Here is a 13,435-nt window from a genome sequence, read left to right as displayed (position 1 = left end):
CGGGAAAAGCGTCACACGCTTTTCCCGGAAGGCCGTGAGTTCCGGGGGTTGGCTACTGTTGCTGCGGCTGCTGCGGCGCGGACGTCTGAAGCTTTTCCTGAACCTTCTGCGCAAGTGCCGGGTCGCTTTGGGCCGCTTTCAGGATCGTCGTATATTCCTCCACCGACATGTTCGGCGACGTTTCGACGGCCTTGACCATTTCCTGGCTGGCTTCGTTCTGGAGCTTTGTCTTCGCTGCCTCGTCAGTAGTAGCGCCAATTTTCGTGGAATATTCCTGCCTTACCTTGTCGACCTGAAGATAGGCGACGGCGAAGGCCTCGATCTTCTGTTCGCTGATTGGTGCGCTCGTGCCGCCGGCGTCGGGCTGCGCCTGAGCGGGCGCTTGTTGCGCCTGCGCGAGTTCGAGTGCCGAAGCGGGGTTGAGAAGCATTAAGCTGGAGGCTGCAACGGTCAGCGATGCAACGAGTGTGTAGCGGGTAATCATGTTCTGTCCTCCATGACGTGCATGACTTGATCGGCAGCAAAACCGCCTTGCTCTTTCGCTTCGCCGTAGAGAACGACGCAGCGACTCGGGAAACATGGACCCGTCGAAAGGGCTCTGTGCGGCGATGAGGGGGCAATTTGCTGACCATTAGGCGGCAGCTTTGTGGCTCGCAGCGGGTGTGGCGGCGAGGCATTGTACAACTGAAAAGGGCGCTCGACCCTTTCGGGGAGCGCCCTTTGACCCGGAGAACGCAATCGCCAGCGGACTGGCATCCGCGCGTCTGGCTCTCGATAACGGGTAGTGGCGAAGAAATGGAAACAGCAGCAGCCAATTTCAAGAGGGCGCGAGAATATTTGACGAACGGCGTCGAGCAGACGCTGCGTCCACGGCACATGCAGTGACCGTCACGCTGCTGGTTTGCTCGCGTGGATCGCAAAACGGTGCTGGCTTCTCCGCGCAAGGCCCTTGAACAGATTCCAGTTCTTCGCCTGCATCCTGTGTATTTCTCCGAGATCGGTGTCCACCCTTATGTCGGTGAAGCCGGATGCATGCAGCAGATCGACAACGGCTTCGGCGCGCGCGCCTTGCGAGAAGTGGACGCGAGCCAGAATGCTGCGGTGCGTTTCCAGCATCTCACGGGGCTGGGACGGCGCGTCGGGTCTGAGAAGCCCGACACGCTGGCCCCAGGCGTTGAGCGAGGAAAAGAACCGTTCGAGCCGGGTCGCATTGACGAAATCGCCATCGACGATCAGCAGGCTTCCGCCTGGCTTGAGCACACGCAGCCATTCGCTGAAGGCCGCGGACGGGTCCACCAGAGTCCATACGAGATGCCGGTTGACGACGACATGGTAGTGATCGTCCGGCTCCATTGTATTTTCCGCGTCTCCCATGCGGAAGGAAATATTGCGCCCCCTGGTCTTTGCCTTCTGCCGTGCGCGGTCGAGCATCGGTTCAGCCCAGTCGATGCCGGTCACCCGGAAGCCGAGATCGTCGAGGAGGTGCGAGACCACCCCTGTCCCGCTCGCAAGGTCGAGCGCCGCGCGGCCGGCTCCTTCGCCGAGATGCCGCAGGATGAGCCGATGCCAGGCAGCGCGTTCCTCTTCCGAAAAAATCTCATGGCCGGGAGAAAGGTCGAAAGTGGCCGCGCGTTCCGACCAGTAGGCTTTAATTTCGTCGCGAAGATCATAATTCGCCCGCGTTGCCACGTCGCTCATTTTGGGTCCCGGTTTGTCCTGTTTGGAAGCGTTCTAAAAGATATATGTTGACCGGTAAAGTCATGAAATATTAGAAGGCACCGAATTTCGAAGGAGCAGGGAACGATGAAGCTTATCAATATGCTGGCCGCTGCCGCTGCGGGTTTCTGCGTGCTGATTTCAAGTGCAGCCTTCGCCGACACGATCAAGGTGACGGATGTGGCCGGCCGCGAGGTCGAAGTCGATGTGCCCGTCAAGCATGTGATTCTCGGAGAGGGCCGCCAGATCTATTTCGTCGGGGCGCTCGACAAGGACGAACCGTTCAAGCGCATCGTCGGCTGGCGCGACGATCTTGCCAAGGCGGACCCGGAAAGCTACGCGGCCTATCTCGCCAAATATCCTGACATCGCCAAGCTGCCGACTTTCGGAGGCATGAAGGAAGGAACCTTCGACATCGAACAGGCAGTGGCGCTGAAGCCTGACGTCATGCTTCTGAACATCGACGCCAAAACGGCGACGGAGGAGGCTGGCTATATCGAGAAGCTCGAAAAGGTTGGTATCCCGCTCGTCTATGTAGATTTCCGTGAAAAGCCGATGGAGAATACCGAACCGAGCATGCGGATCATCGGCAAGCTCTTCGGCAAGGAAGAAAAGGCCGAGGAATTCATTCAGTTCCGCGCCGATAGTATCGTCAAGGTGACCGTTACCCTCGCCAAAGCCGATCCGAAGAAGCCGCTCGTCTTCGTCGAACGGGCCGGCGGCTATTCCGAAGATTGCTGCATGTCCTTCGGCAACGAGAATTTCGGCAGGATGGTCGAGTTTGCCGGTGGGGTGAACATGGCGAAGGACATCATTCCCGGCACCTTCGGCACCGTCAACCCGGAGCAGGTCATCGCTTCCAACCCCGACCAGATCATCATCACGGGCGGCAATTGGGAAGGTTATGTACCCGGCGGCGCCTGGGTCGGCGTCGGCTATGGCGCCGACGAGAAAGAGGCCCAGCTCAAGCTTGAAGCTCTCACCAAACGTCCGGCTTTTACGGGTGTGAAGGCGGTCAAGGACGGCAACGTGCACGCTATCTGGCACCAGTTCTACAACAACCCCTATCAGTTCGTGGCCATTCAGCAGATGGCCAAGTGGCTGCACCCGGACCTCTTCAAGGACCTCGATCCCGAGGCGACGTTTAAGGAATTGCACGAGCGTTTCCTGCCATTGCCCTATAAGAGCGGCTACTTCGTCTCCCTGAACGTCAGCCAGTAAGACACAAGGATCGGAGGGCTGAGCCCTCCGATTTCCTGTTCGCGAGGTTCGAATGCGGATGCTGAGAGAAGTCTTATCGATCGTCCACCGGCCCGATCCTTTCCTCTCGCTTTCAGAAGGCGCAGCAAGATGACCGCCATTGCCGAGGAAATCGCAGGCATCGAAGGGCGCGGTCGCTACCGCGCTCTCGTCGTTCGCCGGCTCGTCATGCTGTCCGGTCTGCTTGCAGCGCTTTTCGTCTCCGTGGCCGTCGACATGGCGCTCGGCCCGGCGAACTACCCGCTTTCAGACGTCCTGACCGCGCTGTTTTGGGCCGAGACTGTGGGCGACCAGCTCCGCGTGGTGATCTGGGACATACGCATGCCGATTGCACTGATGGCGGTGACGGTCGGCGCCTCGCTGTCACTTGCCGGCGCGCAGATGCAGACTATTCTGGCCAATCCCTTGGCGAGCCCGTTCACGCTCGGCATTTCGGCAGCTGCCGGCTTCGGAGCAGCACTCGGGCTCGTTGCCGGCGTTGCTGTTTTCCCGGTCGCCGTTCAGTACATGGTGCCAATCAACGCCTTCCTGATGGCGATGGTGGCGGCGCTTTTCATTCATTTTGCCTCAACCATGCGCGGCGTCACCGTCGAAACGATCGTTCTTCTCGGTATCGCGCTCGTCTTCACATTCAATGCGGCCCTGTCGCTGCTCGAATATCTCGCCTCCGAACAGGCGCTCGCGGCGGTCGTGTTCTGGACCATGGGGAGCCTCACCAAGGCAACCTGGCCGAAGGTCTGGGTTACCGCCGCGGTGCTGCTCGTCGCGGTGCCGGTCTTCGCGCGCCGCGCCTGGGCGCTGACGGCGCTGAGGCTCGGTGAAGACAAGGCGGCGAGCTTCGGCATCGATGTCCGGCGGCTCAGGCTCGAAACGATGCTCACGGTAAGCCTGCTTGCCGCGATACCGGTCTCCTTCGTCGGCACGATCGGCTTCGTCGGCCTCGTAGGGCCGCATATTGCCCGCATGCTTGTCGGTGAAGACCAGCGCTTCTTCCTGCCGGCCTCCGTCCTCTGCGGCTCGCTGCTGCTTTCCGTCACATCCGTCGTCAGCAAGACGCTCATTCCCGGTGCCGTGCTGCCGATCGGCATCATCACGGCGCTCGTCGGCGTTCCCTTCTTCTTCGTGCTGATATTCACCAACAGGAAGCGCGCATGGTAAGCCTCGCCCTCAAGGATGTAGGCGCGACGTATGGTCGGCGCGTGGTTCTATCCGACATCAATACAGGGGTATTGAAAGGCGGACAGCTCACCGCCGTAATCGGCCCGAACGCGGCCGGGAAATCGACGGTGTTCAAGCGGATCGCCGGCCTGGCCGCCGGTCCCGGCCTCGTCCATCTCTCCGACACGGCCAAGGGTTCAGAGGCTATCTGCTACATGCCGCAGGACACCGGCGCCAATGCCGTCCTGACCGTCTACGAGTCGGTCCTGCTTTCCGCCAAACAGGGCTCGGGTTGGAAGGTGAAGGACGGCGAACTGCAAGAGATCGATCGCGTTCTCGCGGCGCTCAAGATCAACGAACTTGCTTTCCGCGGCCTCGGCGAGCTTTCCGGCGGACAGCGCCAGCTCGTCTCGATCGCGCAGGCGCTCGTGCGCAAGCCGGAGGTCCTCCTGATGGATGAGCCGACCTCCGCGCTCGACCTCTTCCGTCAGATCGAAGTGCTCGGCTTCATGAAGCGCCTGGCGACACAATCAGGCATGGCGGTTCTGATCGCGCTGCACGACCTGAACCATGCGCTGCGCTATTGCGAAGACACGATCGTGATCAGCGACGGCTCGGTGGTTGCAAGCGGCCCGACGCACGCGGTCGTTACTGCCGACATGTTGAAATCCGTCTACCGTGTCGAAGCGCGCGTCGAAGCCTGCTCGCGAGGCCGGCCCGTCATCATCGTCGACGATTCCATCGCTCTCGGTTAGAGCCTTCCAACTAGACTGGAAAGGCTCCAAGGCAAGGCGGCTTCAGCCAGGAATGAAGGCGAAGGCTCGGTCGCGCTCGGACATCTGGGCCATTTCGAGCGGCTAGGAAATGGCAAGACGCGGGTCGAGCGGATTGAGCCCGCCTTCAGACTCGGTTCGATCTGGCGTTCTCGGCGCTCAGTATCTCGCCGTAGCATTGCAGATAAGTGGGCGAATCCGGCCTTATGTCGATGGCGACATCGAAAATGACGCCCTCCAGGCACGAAACGAACTTGGCTTCGTCATGGGGCGGCCGCTGGTAGTGCATGCCGCGGATCGTCCCCTTCTCTCGCGTCAGGGTGTAGTTGATCTGCGCGATCGATCCGCCGGTGCCGAAGTCGCTCAACTCGTTCCGGCAGAAGAAACGCGAGAAGACGCCGCGTTCGGGTCCCGTATCCGCCGGCGAGAATGACGACCTTCATGCCACGACTTTCCCCTTCAAGCTGCCTTCGACCGCGGTCTGGCGGATTGTCCGCGCCGGCGGTTCATTGGAGCATTTTAGCCGGGATTGCAAGAAATCGCGGTGAAGGCCGGATGTTTGCGCCCCCATGTAACCCCAAATGACTATGGCCGGCCACAGCGGGTTTGCTTGCCGGGTGCAGGGCAAAGGCGCAGAATGCCGGCCGCAGCTCCATGTGTCCGTTAATCATTGCCGACTGACGGACCTCGCGCGTCCGACAAGACGCGCTGCACTGCGCTGCAGGGGCGTTCACCGCGGGAGAGCGAATCATGAATGACATGAGCCTCACCAATCTGCAAAACGGAATAACAATGGTCAGCGCCGCGGCGATCGAGGCTTTTGCCGGGCGGCTGCGAGGACGCGTGCTGATGGCGACCGATGCCGCCTATGACGAGGCACGCACGGTCTGGAATGGCATGATCGATCGCAGGCCCGGCCTGATCGTGCAATGCGCCGGAGCCGCCGATGTCGTCAATGCGGTTCGTTTCGCGGCGGAGAACCAGTTGCTACTCGCAGTGCGTGGTGGCGGCCACAACATCGCCGGCAACGCGGTTTGCGACGGCGGTCTGGTGATCGACCTCACGCCGATGAAGTCGATCCGGGTTGACCAGACGACGAAGACGGCCTGGGTCGAGCCTGGAGCAACGCTTGCCGAAGTCGACATGGAGACGCAGGCCTTCCGCCTGGGTCTGCCGACCGGCATCAATTCGACCACCGGTATTGCCGGCCTGACGCTCGGCGGAGGCTTCGGCTGGATCACGCGCAAATTCGGACTGACGATCGACAACCTGCTTTCGGCAGATGTGGTCACCGCGAATGGCGAACTGGTGCGCGCCAGCCCGACCGAGCACCGGGACCTCTTCTGGGCTATCAGGGGCGGCGGCGGGAACTTCGGGGTTGTGACCGCCTTCGAATTCCGCCTGCACGAACTCGGCCCGGAGGTGCTCTCCGGGCTCGTCGTCCATCCCTTTGCCGATGCCGAGAGCGTTCTGCAGCAATACAGGCAGGCGCTCGAAAATGCTCCGGACGAGCTCACCTGCTGGGTGGTGATGCGGCAGGCGCCGCCGCTGCCCTTCCTTCCGGCCGATTGGCACGGCAAGGAGGTTGTCGTGCTCGCCATGTGCCATTGCGGCGATCTCGAAGCAGGAGAGAAGGCAATGGCGGGACTGCGGGCGATCGGCAATCCCATCGCAGACGTGGTATCGCCGCATCCATTCGCCGGTTGGCAGCAGGCCTTCGATCCCCTGCTCGCGCCCGGCGCCCGCAATTATTGGAAGAGCCACGACTTCATGGAGCTGTCCGACCAGGCGATCGGCGTCCTCACCGAAGCCATCAGAAAATTGCCCGGTCCCGAATGCGAGATATTCATCGGCCATGTCGGCGGCGCCGCCGGCCGCGTCGCCGCCGAGGAGACCGCTTTCCCGCAGCGCAGCTCGCATTTCGTCATGAACGTGCACGGCCGCTGGCGTGATCCTGATCAGGATCAGGTCTGTATCGACTGGGCACGCCATCTTTTCGAAGCAGCCAAGCCCTATGCCGCGGGCACCGCCTATGTCAATTTCATGCCGGAGGACGAGATAGACCGGGTCGAGGCGGCCTATGGCGCCAATTATGGCCGGCTCGTAGAAATCAAGCGGCGCTATGATCCGCTCAATCTCTTCAGGATGAACCAGAACGTGCGGCCGATCCAGGAACGCGGAGCGGCCTGAATTGGCCGCTTCGTTCGTAGCACAACGGCTGGAGGCGTGATGGAAGAGGTATCGGCCCGCGAAATTTTTCAATGCGCGGCGGGACACGCCGCGCGGTTCCGCGAGAAGATAACGGAGCTTCCGCAACGGCCGGAGCTATCCTATCCGGCAGCGCTGGCGACCTTTCGCGAGGCGCTGCCGGAACAGGGAAGCGCCGGTGCCGAAGTAATCGGCGACCTTGCCGCGAAGGCTGAACCCGGGCTCCACGCTATGGTCGGGCCGCGTTTCTTCGGGTGGGTCATCGGCGGTTCGCATCCGGTCGGGGTTGCGGCGGACTGGATGACCAGCGCCTGGGGCCAGAACGCCGGCAACCACCATGCTGCGCCGGCCGCCGCCGCTGCGGAAGCGGTCGCGGCGAACTGGCTGCTCGACCTTCTCGACCTGCCGCGGGAAAGTTCCGTCGGGTTTGCGACCGGGGCGACTCTCGCCAATTTCATCTGCCTTGCCGCCGCGCGCGGAGAGGTGCTGCGGCAGTGCGGATGGGACGTCGAGGCGCAGGGCCTCTTTGGCGCGCCGCCGGTCTCGGTACTCATCGGCGACGATGCGCATGCGACGGTTTTTTCGGCGCTGCAGTTTCTGGGTTTCGGGCACGACCGCGTCGTTCGCGTGGAGACCGATCACACGGGCCGCATTGCCGCACCGGCATTCGCGGGCGCAGCCACGAAGATGACCGGTCCCTGCATTGCAATATTCCAGGCAGGGCAGATCAATACGGGTGCCTTCGACGATTTCAGCGGGATCATGCCGATTGCCCGAGATATAGGCGCCTGGGTTCATGTCGACGGCGCATTCGGCCTCTGGGCGCGCGCCGCGCCCAGCAAACGGGCGCTGACGAAGAGCGCCGAGCAGGCCCACTCCTGGGCGACCGACGGCCACAAATGGCTGCAGACGCCCTACGACTGCGGATATGCCATCATTCGCGATCAGGAGGCGCATCGTCGGGCGATGACGATCGCCGCGAGCTACCTGCCGCCAAGTGACGAAGGCGAACGGGACCCAAGCCATTTCGTGCCCGAACTGTCGCGCCGAGCTCGCGGCTTTGCCACCTGGGCGATGATCAAACATCTTGGCCGCGAGGGCATCGCCGCCATGGTCGACCGCCATTGCCGTGTCGCCCGTGCCATCGCCGAACGGTTGACCGTAGAAGACGGGATAAATGTTCTAAACGAAGTCGTCCTCAATCAGGTCCTCGTGCGCTTCGGAGCGGCATTGCCCGGCGAAGAATCCGACCGGCTGACCCAGGCGGCGATCGCCCGGTTGCAGGCCGACGGTACCTGTTTCGCCGGCGGCGCCGTCTGGCGCGGACGCAAGGTGATGCGACTTTCGGTCATCTCATGGCTGACGGACGATCAAGCGGGCGAGATGACTGCCGAGGCGATCATTGCCACCTGGCGTGCGGTTCGCGGTGGAACGTTGGTTTGAGGCCTCCGGTATCGGAACCACTCTACGGCCACTTCGTTAGCACATAATGGAGCGCGACGATGATGCGGAGGGCCGCCGAGCCGATTGGGGGTCTCGCGCCGCAGCACTCCTGACGCGCAATCCAGGGAGGAGATTCAAATGTCACGAATGAAATTTCCCGCCGCGGCCGCTCTTGCCGCTCTCATGGCCATCGGCACCACAAGCGCGGCAGTCGCGCAGGCACCCGCTCCGGTACCGCCGACGGGGGAAATGCCGGCCACGGACCAGGTCATCGAGCCGGATATGCCAACCGGCGATGAGGAGGGGACCGGAGGGGCTGCCCTACAGGAACAGCCAGACAGGATGCGCGAGGACATGATCCGAGGCGACGGAAAGCGCGGCGACCGCATGCACGGCGATCGGATGCGGCACCGCGACCGAATGGGAGGCGCGATGATGCACCGGCAGATGATGCATCGGCAGATGATGAAGGTCATGTTCGCCATCACCGATGCGGACAATGACGGCGCCCTTTCCTTCGAAGAGATCAGCACCATCCATAAACGGATATTCGACAAGGTGGACATCAACCGCGACGGCAAGGTCACGCCGGACGAGATACAGGGCTTCTTCCGTAATTAGGAAGGCTCAGTTACGCTCGATGAAGCGGTTCTCTTCTCCGGAGTGGTTCGCCCGACCGGGGTTTCTCGCGGAGTTCGAATGGCATCACTCCTGTTGAAGCGGGTCTACGAGGCGCCGGAGGCGTCCGACGGCATGCGCGTTCTCGTCGACCGCCTTTGGCCGCGGGGCATCGCCAGGGAGAAGGCTGAGATCGACCTCTGGCTGAAGGACATTGCCCCCAGTGACGCGCTACGGAAGCGCTTCCATGGGAAGCCCGAGGATTGGGCCGCGTTTTGCGCGAACTATGCGGAGGAGCTCGAGGGCGCGGCGGCGCAGGCGGCCGTCGTGGAGCTAGGCGGCCTGATGGCGCGCGGACCGGTAACGCTGCTTTACGCAGCGCGCGACGAGGCGCGCAACAATGCGGTTGCGCTGAAGGCATGGCTGGTGCGGCGAGGGGTCGAAGCTTCTTAAATCACTATGATTTCAGGCCGGATCGGCCTAAAATCATTGAGCAATCGATTCTGAAAGGCAGAGCGGGATGCGGCGGTAATAAGCGCGCACCGTCTTCTCATCCTGCTCTGAATGCGTTGACAGCGACCGCCCTTGTTCACGTATCAAACAGGCCCTTGTTGCCAGCATCAGCAAGGGCATGCGGTAGCCGCATAGGTGCCATTCCTTGCATTCGCAGTGCCTGATACCGATCTATGCAGTGAAAGCTTCGACCCCGTACTCCAACAATGACCGTGGCACATATCCGTCCGGCCGACCCGCCGCGCGTGACGAATGCCGCCTTGATGATAAAAGGAGCCAGCAATGCGGGACACTGCCAAGACCCTGAACGACATGACGCCGCGCGAGCGCGCCAACTTGATGACCCTCGTCGCGGACGCGCTTGAAGCGACCGCGGATGAGGCGCAGGAAATCGGCGATGAGCGGTTTGCAGCAAACTCGATCAGTCTCGCCAGAATCATAAGTGGTTGTGCCGAAGACGTCGCGACAATGGATCTCCCGGCTGCAGAACTACTCTTACAGCACGGTATTTCGCTGATTGCGCTGTTCCGGGATGGAGCGCGGCCGGTTCTGCATTAGTTCACAACGATTCAGGTCGGATCGACCTTGGTGGGCGGAACTGTACCGCGGCACGCCCAGGCTACGTTCGCAAAGGAGCGGGGGCCGTCGGGGCCGCCGGCCTCATAGGCGTCGCGTACGGCGGCTTCCGTGCGCGATCGCTCCTCTGCGTCGAGCACCGCCACATACTTGCCGAGCGGCCCTTCGCCGGCGGCAATTGGCGCCCAGTAATCATCGAAGTTCCGATAGTCCATGCGGATCATCAGTTGGGTTTCCGCAACGTCCATGAGCCCCTGCGCAGCAAAAGCCCGTTTCATCTCTTCCGGTTGCACCATCGGCTGAAAGCAATAGCGGGCGCGCAACTGCCGCCCGCCCTCACTGAGTGCCGCCACCGTATCGACCATCATGCGCATGCCGGGCATTCCGCCGAGATGGTCCCAGACCGCCGCCGCGACAACTCCGCCGCTCCGCACGACACGGCGCATTTCGGCGACAGCTTTGCCGGATTCGGGCACGAAGTGAAGGACGAGCAGGGCGAAAGCACGGTCGAAACTTCCATCGTCGAAGGGCAAAGCGCAGGCATCAGCCTCCTCGAACTTTATGCGCGGATCGGTGTTGCGCCGGGCTGCCTCCGCCACAAAGACGGGCGAATAGTCGATCGCGGCGATTTCTCGGAGATTGGCTGCCTTGGCGAGCGCGAAGGTGAGGCTGCCGGTCCCACACCCGACATCCAGAACCCTCTCGCCATCGCCAATGCCTGCAAAGTCGATGAATATCGGCGCGAGCTTACGGCTCCAGCGCCCCATCAACTGTTCGTATCCGGCCGCATCATGCACGTTGAAGCTGGATGTCATCGGGGCCTCCCTTGCCGCGCCTTCAATCTAAAGCCTTTCTTGTCTAAATGGAAACATTCCGCCGGAGCAGATTGTCGACGGTCGTACCCGAAAGCCGAGCGGCGAAAAGCGGAAGCCAGCTTTCCTCATTCTGCAGTTACTCTCTATGGTTGCAATAAGCTTACCGATCGCGTAATCCTCACCAATGGGGCGTAGATATCGGGGGGCATTGTGAGGGGGGTTATCTGCGTAAGGGGTGTCATCTTTGGTATTCTCCTGTCCATGTATGTTGGAGAATACTTATGCGGAGGCGCGCTCGCTGCAGATGTCGGGGTCGTCACCTGGCGTGAACATCGGGTCGTCAAGCTCACCGGTCCGATCGACCGGGGCAAGGAACGGAAACTGGCAGCGCACCTGGCTCAGGCTGAGGCCTTGCCCTACGGATTACCTGTTCTGCTTCTCGACAGCCCCGACGGGTCGGTTGGCGAGGCACTTCGGATTTCATCGCTCCTGGATAGAAGGCCGGTTCACACCGTCGCCGGACGGTGCGAGATGCGCCTCTGCCTGTGCCTCGATCGTTTTCATTGCCGGTAAGACGCGCACGGTCGAAGATCGCGGCTCGCTGGGGCAGCATTCCTGTTCCCGCGGGGGCGTCCCGGACGAAGCCTGTAACGAGGCTATCAGTCGACATGCGGTGAAGCATGGCGTGTCTCACGGCAGCATCGCTGCATTCGTCACCTATGTCGCACCGGAAAGCATCCTCTGGTCCTCCCGAGAGGACGCCGAGGGCTGGGGCCTGACGAACTATCCGACCGAAGACCTGAGCGGCTTTGTGAGAAGCGAACCGCGGGTGCTGAAAGTGTTGACCGGCGAAATGCCCCTGGCGTAGTCCGCGTGGCGGATCAATTTCCGTGATGATGGTTTCGAGGCATTCGTCAGAACCGTCTCCGATGTCGAACGTGAGATGCAACTCAACGTCTTCTGCTCCGAGAAACAGCCCGGCCGTCTCTTCCTGGGCATGGAAGTCAACGGGCCCGTCGGTGTGGTCCGGGAGGTCGCCCTCAGGGTCGCCGTCGAGACTGAGAGGACCTTCTGGGCCGACGCCCCCATCATTCATCAGAAGGACAGTCAAATTTCCGAGATCGTTACGGAAGTTCCCACGGAACAGTTAAGGGCATTTCTGACAAAAACGAAAAGGTTGGCATTCGGGGTCGCTAAAAAGCAGCCCTAACCAGCCGATGATCGCTGAGGCCTGGCTGGAAAACAGCCGCAAGGTTTTGCTGTTTGCAGCGAACAACTGCGTTGACGCCGCTGGACGATGAAGCCGAGCCAAACTGCGGTGCCTTGGCGCAAGTGAATTCCCTCGGCGAAGTCTCTCTCCAGGCATCGACCTGTCTTGAAAAAAAGCGCAGCGAATTCGATCATGCTGTCGGATCGCTGGCGGCTGGTGCGTCATTGTATGATCAGGTCGGGCTCTCGATCTGAAGGACAACCATCAGGAGGACGACACGATGTCTAAGAACACCATTTGTCTGTGGTTCGACAAGGACGCTGAGGAAGCCGCCCGCTTCTATGCCGGCACCTTCCCGGACAGCAAGGTCGAAGCCATCATCCGCGCGCCCGGCAAATACCCGGACGGAGAAGAGGGAGATGTGTTGGTTGTCGAGTTCACGGTGGCAGGTGTTGCCTGCGTCGGATTGAACGGCGGCCCGACATTCAAGCACAATGAAGCTTTTTCATTCCAGATCAGCACCGAGGATCAGGACGAAACAGACCGCTATTGGAACGCCATCGTCGGCAATGGCGGCCAGGAAAGCGAATGCGGCTGGTGCAAGGACAAGTGGGGCATCTCCTGGCAGATCACACCTCGCACTCTAATGGAGGCGCTTCAAGCTGGTGGCGAACAAGCCAAGCGCGCATTCGACGCGATGATGACGATGCGGAAAATCGACGTGGCTGTGATCGATGCGGCACGAAGAGGGGATGACGCGCGATGACCACCGAGACGATCAAAGGACCTGCTTCCTATTTTCCATCGATCGAGAGGAAATACGGCCGTCCAATCGATGACTGGCAAGAGCTCGTACGGAAGCGCTATCCTGCCAGGCACATGGAACTTGTAGGCATGCTGAAGAGCGAGCACGGCATTGGCCACGGCCATGCCAATGCGATCGTGGCGTACACTCTCGCGGAAGACAAGCAGCCAGCCTCTTGACGGCGTGTGGTGCAAGACGAACCGTAATGCTGCTTCCGACCCGAAGCCCATTCGACCTTGTTTGATGGAGGTTCAGCAGTCCTCACTCGATCAGAAGTGCCTCACCGGTAAACCACCTCATGCCGATTACCATGACGGGAAGCGCCGCCAGCTGCTGCTCG

General features: G+C 61.3%; 16 protein-coding genes and 1 pseudogene. 13 read left to right on the top strand and 4 right to left on the bottom strand.

Features of this window, described 5'->3' with window-relative positions; all coding sequences use genetic code 11:
• Positions 1-52: 52 nt before the first annotated feature.
• Together FB009_RS00885 and FB009_RS00880 are read right to left on the bottom strand one after the other, a co-directional pair.
• Positions 53-484: a DUF4168 domain-containing protein gene (locus FB009_RS00885; RefSeq protein ID WP_145161406.1), complete on the bottom strand. Its 432-nt coding sequence runs from the start codon at positions 482-484 to the stop codon at positions 53-55.
• 404 nt (positions 485-888) lie between these two features.
• Complete coding sequence (locus FB009_RS00880; protein WP_101795586.1) at positions 889-1,698, bottom strand: class I SAM-dependent methyltransferase; 810 nt, start codon at positions 1,696-1,698, stop codon at positions 889-891.
• Between the two features lie 105 nt (positions 1,699-1,803).
• Here FB009_RS00880 and FB009_RS00875 point away from each other — a divergent pair, with 105 nt between their 5' ends.
• The 3 genes from FB009_RS00875 (at position 1,804) to FB009_RS00865 (ending at position 4,889) form a co-directional block, all read left to right on the top strand.
• Complete coding sequence (locus FB009_RS00875; RefSeq protein WP_102045237.1) at positions 1,804-2,937, top strand: ABC transporter substrate-binding protein; 1,134 nt, start codon at positions 1,804-1,806, stop codon at positions 2,935-2,937.
• A 129-nt stretch (positions 2,938-3,066) separates the two neighbouring features.
• Positions 3,067-4,134, top strand: a complete 1,068-nt coding sequence (locus FB009_RS00870; protein WP_101795584.1) for a FecCD family ABC transporter permease — start codon at positions 3,067-3,069, stop codon at positions 4,132-4,134.
• The gene (locus FB009_RS00865; protein ID WP_145161403.1) at positions 4,128-4,889 is read left to right on the top strand and encodes an ABC transporter ATP-binding protein; all 762 of its coding nucleotides are present in this window, start codon (positions 4,128-4,130) and stop codon (positions 4,887-4,889) included. Before FB009_RS00870 ends, FB009_RS00865 begins: the two co-directional genes overlap by 7 nt.
• Before the next feature lie 42 nt (positions 4,890-4,931).
• On the opposite strand, the pseudogene FB009_RS00860 reads toward FB009_RS00865, so the two are convergent.
• A pseudogene (locus FB009_RS00860) lies at positions 4,932-5,319 on the bottom strand (hypothetical protein); the annotation flags it as partial.
• A gap of 338 nt (positions 5,320-5,657) precedes the next feature.
• Here FB009_RS00860 and FB009_RS00855 point away from each other — a divergent pair.
• The 5 genes from FB009_RS00855 to FB009_RS00835 all read left to right on the top strand — a co-directional run bounded on the left by FB009_RS00855 (position 5,658) and on the right by FB009_RS00835 (position 10,247).
• The gene (locus tag FB009_RS00855; RefSeq protein WP_012061359.1) at positions 5,658-7,097 is read left to right on the top strand and encodes an FAD-binding oxidoreductase; all 1,440 of its coding nucleotides are present in this window, start codon (positions 5,658-5,660) and stop codon (positions 7,095-7,097) included.
• A 39-nt stretch (positions 7,098-7,136) separates the two neighbouring features.
• Complete coding sequence (locus FB009_RS00850) at positions 7,137-8,558, top strand: pyridoxal phosphate-dependent decarboxylase family protein (RefSeq protein WP_101795582.1); 1,422 nt, start codon at positions 7,137-7,139, stop codon at positions 8,556-8,558.
• A gap of 138 nt (positions 8,559-8,696) precedes the next feature.
• Positions 8,697-9,179: an EF-hand domain-containing protein gene (locus FB009_RS00845; protein WP_012061361.1), complete on the top strand. Its 483-nt coding sequence runs from the start codon at positions 8,697-8,699 to the stop codon at positions 9,177-9,179.
• A 78-nt stretch (positions 9,180-9,257) separates the two neighbouring features.
• On the top strand, positions 9,258-9,629 hold the full coding sequence (locus FB009_RS00840; RefSeq protein ID WP_012061362.1) for a DUF488 domain-containing protein: 372 nt from the start codon (positions 9,258-9,260) through the stop codon (positions 9,627-9,629).
• Positions 9,630-9,971: 342 nt separating this feature from the next.
• Positions 9,972-10,247, top strand: a complete 276-nt coding sequence (locus tag FB009_RS00835; protein ID WP_012061363.1) for a hypothetical protein — start codon at positions 9,972-9,974, stop codon at positions 10,245-10,247.
• Positions 10,248-10,258: 11 nt separating this feature from the next.
• Here the strand turns inward: FB009_RS00835 and FB009_RS00830 are convergent, their stop codons facing one another.
• A complete protein-coding gene (locus tag FB009_RS00830; RefSeq protein ID WP_102045238.1) occupies positions 10,259-11,080 on the bottom strand; it encodes a class I SAM-dependent methyltransferase in 822 nt (273 codons plus the stop codon).
• A gap of 685 nt (positions 11,081-11,765) precedes the next feature.
• Here FB009_RS00830 and FB009_RS33060 point away from each other — a divergent pair.
• The 5 genes from FB009_RS33060 (at position 11,766) to FB009_RS00805 (ending at position 13,274) form a co-directional block, all read left to right on the top strand.
• Positions 11,766-11,948, top strand: coding sequence for a hypothetical protein (locus FB009_RS33060; RefSeq protein WP_225996806.1), 183 nt, complete (start codon positions 11,766-11,768; stop codon positions 11,946-11,948).
• Between the two features lie 75 nt (positions 11,949-12,023).
• Positions 12,024-12,290 carry a hypothetical protein gene (locus FB009_RS00820; RefSeq protein ID WP_101795580.1) on the top strand — a complete coding sequence of 89 codons (267 nt, stop codon included), beginning with the start codon at positions 12,024-12,026 and terminating at the stop codon, positions 12,288-12,290.
• Between the two features lie 71 nt (positions 12,291-12,361).
• The gene (locus tag FB009_RS00815) at positions 12,362-12,544 is read left to right on the top strand and encodes a hypothetical protein (RefSeq protein WP_101795579.1); all 183 of its coding nucleotides are present in this window, start codon (positions 12,362-12,364) and stop codon (positions 12,542-12,544) included.
• Positions 12,545-12,570: 26 nt separating this feature from the next.
• Positions 12,571-13,056, top strand: a complete 486-nt coding sequence (locus FB009_RS00810; protein ID WP_012061367.1) for a VOC family protein — start codon at positions 12,571-12,573, stop codon at positions 13,054-13,056.
• The gene (locus tag FB009_RS00805; RefSeq protein WP_018209908.1) at positions 13,053-13,274 is read left to right on the top strand and encodes a DUF4287 domain-containing protein; all 222 of its coding nucleotides are present in this window, start codon (positions 13,053-13,055) and stop codon (positions 13,272-13,274) included. Before FB009_RS00810 ends, FB009_RS00805 begins: the two co-directional genes overlap by 4 nt.
• Positions 13,275-13,435 lie beyond the last annotated feature (161 nt).

This window comes from Sinorhizobium medicae, from assembly GCF_007827695.1.
In the GTDB taxonomy this organism is placed as follows: Bacteria; Pseudomonadota; Alphaproteobacteria; order Rhizobiales; family Rhizobiaceae; genus Sinorhizobium; species Sinorhizobium medicae.
This window is presented reverse-complemented; position numbering and strand designations above follow the sequence as displayed.

Bases quoted from the DNA above. Each gene is read 5' to 3' on its own strand.
- FB009_RS00885 (WP_145161406.1), bottom strand. From the start codon at position 484: ATGATTACCCGCTACACACTCGTTGCATCGCTGACCGTTGCAGCCTCC.
- FB009_RS00880 (WP_101795586.1), bottom strand. From the start codon at position 1,698: ATGAGCGACGTGGCAACGCGGGCGAATTATGATCTTCGCGACGAAATT.
- FB009_RS00875 (WP_102045237.1), top strand. From the start codon at position 1,804: ATGAAGCTTATCAATATGCTGGCCGCTGCCGCTGCGGGTTTCTGCGTG.
- FB009_RS00870 (WP_101795584.1), top strand. From the start codon at position 3,067: ATGACCGCCATTGCCGAGGAAATCGCAGGCATCGAAGGGCGCGGTCGC.
- FB009_RS00865 (WP_145161403.1), top strand. From the start codon at position 4,128: ATGGTAAGCCTCGCCCTCAAGGATGTAGGCGCGACGTATGGTCGGCGC.
- FB009_RS00855 (WP_012061359.1), top strand. From the start codon at position 5,658: ATGAATGACATGAGCCTCACCAATCTGCAAAACGGAATAACAATGGTC.
- FB009_RS00850 (WP_101795582.1), top strand. From the start codon at position 7,137: ATGGAAGAGGTATCGGCCCGCGAAATTTTTCAATGCGCGGCGGGACAC.
- FB009_RS00845 (WP_012061361.1), top strand. From the start codon at position 8,697: ATGTCACGAATGAAATTTCCCGCCGCGGCCGCTCTTGCCGCTCTCATG.
- FB009_RS00840 (WP_012061362.1), top strand. From the start codon at position 9,258: ATGGCATCACTCCTGTTGAAGCGGGTCTACGAGGCGCCGGAGGCGTCC.
- FB009_RS00835 (WP_012061363.1), top strand. From the start codon at position 9,972: ATGCGGGACACTGCCAAGACCCTGAACGACATGACGCCGCGCGAGCGC.
- FB009_RS00830 (WP_102045238.1), bottom strand. From the start codon at position 11,080: ATGACATCCAGCTTCAACGTGCATGATGCGGCCGGATACGAACAGTTG.
- FB009_RS00820 (WP_101795580.1), top strand. From the start codon at position 12,024: ATGCAACTCAACGTCTTCTGCTCCGAGAAACAGCCCGGCCGTCTCTTC.
- FB009_RS00810 (WP_012061367.1), top strand. From the start codon at position 12,571: ATGTCTAAGAACACCATTTGTCTGTGGTTCGACAAGGACGCTGAGGAA.
- FB009_RS00805 (WP_018209908.1), top strand. From the start codon at position 13,053: ATGACCACCGAGACGATCAAAGGACCTGCTTCCTATTTTCCATCGATC.